This window comes from Streptomyces thermospinosisporus, assembly GCF_039526425.1.
In the GTDB taxonomy this organism is placed as follows: domain Bacteria; phylum Actinomycetota; class Actinomycetes; order Streptomycetales; family Streptomycetaceae; genus Streptomyces; species Streptomyces thermocarboxydovorans.
In genome coordinates this window covers 179,779-184,404 of the sequence record NZ_BAAAIZ010000069.1, presented here as the reverse complement: position 1 = coordinate 184,404, position 4,626 = coordinate 179,779, and the positions used below count along the sequence as shown (strand labels likewise).

At 71.7% G+C, this 4,626-nt stretch carries 6 protein-coding genes; all 6 read left to right on the top strand.

Going from position 1 to position 4,626, the window contains the following annotated elements; all coding sequences use genetic code 11:
* The first annotated feature begins 52 nt into the window (after positions 1-52).
* The 6 genes from ABD207_RS22830 (at position 53) to ABD207_RS22805 (ending at position 4,454) form a co-directional block, all read left to right on the top strand.
* A complete protein-coding gene (locus tag ABD207_RS22830; protein ID WP_344014969.1) occupies positions 53-1,129 on the top strand; it encodes an iron-containing alcohol dehydrogenase family protein in 1,077 nt (358 codons plus the stop codon).
* 170 nt (positions 1,130-1,299) lie between these two features.
* Positions 1,300-1,620, top strand: a complete 321-nt coding sequence (gene rplU / locus ABD207_RS22825) for a 50S ribosomal protein L21 (RefSeq protein ID WP_167996413.1) — start codon at positions 1,300-1,302, stop codon at positions 1,618-1,620.
* 14 nt (positions 1,621-1,634) lie between these two features.
* Complete coding sequence (gene rpmA, locus ABD207_RS22820) at positions 1,635-1,889, top strand: 50S ribosomal protein L27 (protein WP_073938528.1); 255 nt, start codon at positions 1,635-1,637, stop codon at positions 1,887-1,889.
* A 209-nt stretch (positions 1,890-2,098) separates the two neighbouring features.
* Complete coding sequence (obgE, locus tag ABD207_RS22815; protein ID WP_344014968.1) at positions 2,099-3,535, top strand: GTPase ObgE; 1,437 nt, start codon at positions 2,099-2,101, stop codon at positions 3,533-3,535.
* A gap of 47 nt (positions 3,536-3,582) precedes the next feature.
* Complete coding sequence (locus ABD207_RS22810) at positions 3,583-3,927, top strand: glycosyltransferase (protein ID WP_425580794.1); 345 nt, start codon at positions 3,583-3,585, stop codon at positions 3,925-3,927.
* 26 nt (positions 3,928-3,953) lie between these two features.
* Complete coding sequence (locus ABD207_RS22805; RefSeq protein WP_344014967.1) at positions 3,954-4,454, top strand: hypothetical protein; 501 nt, start codon at positions 3,954-3,956, stop codon at positions 4,452-4,454.
* The last annotated feature ends 172 nt before the right edge of the window (positions 4,455-4,626 follow it).

Here is a 4,626-nt window from a genome sequence, read left to right as displayed (position 1 = left end):
AGTGGGTGGAGATCGACAACCACGACGACCTCGCCCGCGGACGGGAGATCGCGTGCCAGTTCTGACGAGGCTCATTCCGTCCCCGGTCGTGGTGGACATCCGCCCGGGTGCCCTCGACGACCTGGCGGCCGTCCTCGCCGATCAGCGCATCTCGCAGTCGGGCCGGCTGGCCGTCGCCATCAGCGGCGGCTCCGGTGCCCGGCTGCGGGAGCGGGTGGCGCCCTCGCTTCCCGGCGCGACCTGGTTCGAGGTCGGCGGCGGCACCATCGACGACGCCGTCCGGCTCGCCGACGAGATGAAGTCCGGGCGCTACGACGCGGTCGTGGGGCTCGGCGGCGGCAAGGTCATCGACTGCGCCAAGTACTCGGCGGCCCGCATCGGGCTGCCGATGGTCGCGGTGGCCACCAACCTCTCGCACGACGGCATCTGCTCGCCCGTGTCCATCCTGGACAACGACGCGGGCCGGGGCTCCTACGGCGTGCCGACGCCCATCGCGCTGCTCATCGACCTGGACGTGATCCGCGAGGCGCCCGTGCGCTTCGTGCGCTCCGGCATCGGCGACGCCATCTCCAACATCTCCGCCGTCGCCGACTGGGAGCTGTCCCACCGGGTCCACGGTGAGAAGGTCGACGGTCTGGCCGCGGCGATGGCCCGCCAGGCCGGCGAGGCGGTGCTCCGGCACCCGGGCAGCGCGGGCGACGACGGCTTCCTCACCGTGCTGTCCGAGGGGCTGGTGATGTCCGGCATCGCCATGTCCATCGCGGGGCACACCCGGCCGTCCTCCGGCGCCTGCCACGAGATCAGCCACGCGCTCGACCTGCTGTACCCCAGGCGTGCGGCGAGCCACGGCGAGCAGGTGGGACTGGGCGCGGCCTTCGCCATGCATCTGCGCGGCGACCAGCAGGGCTCGCGGCTGATGGCAGAGACCCTGCGCCGGCACGGGCTTCCGGTGCTGGCGGAGGAGATCGGGTTCAGCGACGAGGAGTTCGTCCGGGCCGTGGAGTTCGCGCCGGAGACCCGGCCGGGCCGCTACACGATCCTGGAGCATCTGGAGCTGTCACCGGAGCAGATCAAGGGCGCCTACGCCGACTACCGGACGTCCGTCGCGGACGGCGCGGGCCCGGTTTGACCCCTCGGGTGCGGGCCCCGTACCCTTGACCGTCGGCGTGTCCATCGGGACCGCCACATCCCCGTAAACCTCTTCCTTCCGGGCACCGAGGTGTCCGGAAGAGGCCGTTCGCGTTCATGCCGAGCGGCTGGCCTGCGGGGGTGCCGTTCTTCGAGCGAAAGAGAGATCGCGTGTACGCCATCGTGCGCAGCGGTGGTCGCCAGCACAAGGTTGCAGTGGGCGACATCGTCGAGGTTGACAAGATTTCCACCGCCAAGGTGGGCGACACGGTCGAGCTCTCGACCCTGCTCGTCGTCGACGGCGACTCCGTGACCAGTGACCCGTGGGTGCTGGCCGGCATCAAGGTCCGGGCCGAGGTCGTGGACCACCACAAGGGCCAGAAGATCGACATTCTGCGCTACAAGAACAAGACCGGCTACCGCCGCCGGCAGGGCCACCGCCAGCAGTACACGGCGATCAAGGTCACTGAGATCCCCACGGCTGCGAAGTAAGGGACTGAGGAGAGATGGCACACAAGAAGGGCGCATCGTCCACCCGTAACGGTCGCGACTCGAACGCCCAGCGGCTCGGCGTGAAGCGCTTCGGCGGTCAGGTCGTCAACGCGGGTGAGATCCTGGTCCGTCAGCGCGGCACCCACTTCCACCCGGGTGCCGGTGTCGGCCGTGGCGGCGACGACACTCTGTTCGCGCTTCAGGCCGGTGCGGTGCAGTTCGGCACCAGCCGTGGCCGCAAGGTCGTGAACATCGTCCCGGTTGCCTGAATCGCCTGATTCAGCGCCGGACACCTTCGCGAGGCGGACCTCACTTCCCGGGCGGGAAGGCGGGTCCGCCTTTCGCGTGTTAAGACGCGTATGACCTGCTGCGTGCGGGACGCGTGGCACGAGCCGCGTGCGGAAGGCGTGGCACGAGCCGCGTGCGGACGCGTGGCAAGAATCAAGAATTTCCTGAACGTCTCTGGAGGCACCCCACCATGACCACCTTCGTGGACCGCGTCGAACTGCATGTCGCCGCGGGTAACGGAGGTCACGGCTGTGCCTCCGTCCACCGTGAGAAGTTCAAGCCGCTCGGCGGACCCGACGGCGGCAACGGCGGGCGCGGCGGCGATGTGATCCTCACCGTCGACCAGTCCGTGACCACCCTGCTCGACTACCACCACTCGCCGCACCGCAAGGCCACCAACGGCAAGCCCGGCGAGGGCGGCAACCGCAGCGGCAAGGACGGTCAGGACCTGGTCCTGCCCGTGCCGGACGGCACCGTGGTGCTCGACAAGGCCGGCAATGTGCTCGCCGACCTCGTCGGGCACGGCACCTCCTACGTCGCCGCCCAGGGCGGACGCGGCGGGCTCGGCAACGCCGCCCTCGCCTCCGCGCGGCGCAAGGCGCCCGGCTTCGCCCTGCTCGGCGAGCCGGGGGACGTGCGGGACATCGTCCTGGAGCTGAAGACCGTCGCCGACGTGGCGCTGGTCGGCTACCCGAGCGCCGGGAAGTCCTCGCTGATCTCCGTGCTCTCCGCCGCCAAGCCGAAGATCGCGGACTACCCCTTCACCACGCTGGTGCCGAACCTGGGCGTGGTCACCGCCGGGTCGACCGTCTACACCATCGCGGACGTCCCCGGTCTGATCCCGGGCGCCAGCCAGGGCCGCGGCCTCGGGCTTGAGTTCCTGCGGCACGTCGAGCGGTGCAGCGTGCTGGTGCACGTGCTGGACACGGCCACCCTCGAGTCCGACCGCGACCCCGTCTCCGACCTCGACGTCATCGAGGACGAGCTGCGCGCGTACGGCGGGCTCGACGACCGTCCCCGCGTGGTCGTCCTCAACAAGATCGACGTCCCGGACGGCAAGGACCTGGCCGAGATGGTGCGGCCGGACCTGGAGGCGCGCGGCTACCGCGTCTTCGAGGTGTCCGCCGTCGCCCACCTCGGGCTGAAGGAGCTGTCGTACGCGCTCGCCGAGCTGGTCGCGCAGGCGCGGGCCGCCAAGCCCAAGGAGGAGTCGACCCGCATCGTCATCCGGCCCAAGGCCGTGGACGACGCCGGCTTCACCGTCACCCGCGAGGCCGACGGACTGTTCCGGGTGCGCGGCGAGAAGCCCGAACGCTGGGTGCGCCAGACCGACTTCAACAACGACGAGGCCGTCGGCTACCTCGCCGACCGGCTCAACCGCCTCGGTGTCGAGGAGGAGCTGGTGAAGGCCGGCGCCCGCGCCGGTGACGGCGTGGCCATCGGACCGGAGGAGAACGCGGTCGTCTTCGACTGGGAGCCGTCCATGTCCGCCGGCGCCGAGATGCTCGGCCGGCGCGGCGAGGACCACCGCTTCGAGGCGCCCCGCCCGGCCGCCCAGCGCCGCCGCGACCGCCAGGCGGAACGCGACGAGGCCGAGCGGGAGTTCGACGACTTCGACCCCTTCTAGGCGGACACCCCCTGAACTTCGACGGGCTGATCGACGCCTTCGCCACCGTGGCGGCACGGCACCCGGACTGGCGGCTGCGCATCTACGGCAGCGACCCCGAGGAGCCCGCCCTGCGCCGGCGGATCCAGGAGCGGGGGCTGTACAACCACGTGCATCTGATGGGGACCGCGTTCCCGGTCACCGCCGAGTTCGCCAAGGGCTCGGTCTTCGTCCTGCCGTCGCTGCGTGAGCCGTTCGGGAACGTGACCGTGGAGGCGATGACCCGGAGGCTGCCGGTGGTCGCCATGGACTGCGACCACGGGCCGCGCAACATCCTCACGCACGGCGAGGACGGCCTGCTGATCCCGCCCGGGGACACCGCGAGGCCCTGGCGCAGGCCGTCATCGAGCTGATCGAGGACGACGACCGGCGCAGGGCCATGGCCGAGAAGGCCCGGCGGACCTCCGAGCGGTACGGTCCCGGCCCCAGCGCCGAGCGGTTCGAGGCGATCCTCACCGCGGCAGCGGCCGCCCGTGAGCTGCCCGGCGCGGCCGACTGCACCGTGCTGGCCGACGGGGACCTCCAGGTGCGGCTCCGCCCGCAGCGGCAGGCGGGCGCGGTCCCGGACGGGCTGTCGCTGCTCTGCCGGGACGTGCAGGGAAGAAGCGATTCGGTGACGTCCCCCTTCCTCGGCGGCACGGCGATCGTCCCGCGCCGCGGCACCCTGGCGGAGGGCACCTGGGAACTGGTCGTCGTCTCGGCCCAGGGCCCGGAGAAGGTGCTGCACGCCGGGCACTGCGACGCCGGCCATCTGGTCGCCCCCGCCTGGGAGCCGGGCCCCGAGGGCCTCCAGGTGCTGCTGCCGTCCGGTTCGAGACGCCGCTGGACGTCCTGGTCGCCGAACACGCCGACGAGGAGCAGATCCGGGACGTCTGGGTGAGGTCCGGAACGGCCGGCCGCGCGCGGGTCGGCATGCTGCTCACCGACATCCTGCATCCCTACAAGGTCTTCCGGTATCCGCGTCCTGTCCGCCGGCGCCCCGTCAGGGAGACGGCGGGAGCCGGCCGCCCCCAGGGCCGCCGCTTCCTGCGCGGCGACCGCGGCGAGCGCGG

Coding starts and splice junctions, on each gene's coding strand:
- rpmA (WP_073938528.1), top strand. CDS start 1,635: ATGGCACACAAGAAGGGCGCATCGTCCACCCGTAACGGTCGCGACTCG.
- obgE (WP_344014968.1), top strand. CDS start 2,099: ATGACCACCTTCGTGGACCGCGTCGAACTGCATGTCGCCGCGGGTAAC.
- ABD207_RS22805 (WP_344014967.1), top strand. CDS start 3,954: ATGGCCGAGAAGGCCCGGCGGACCTCCGAGCGGTACGGTCCCGGCCCC.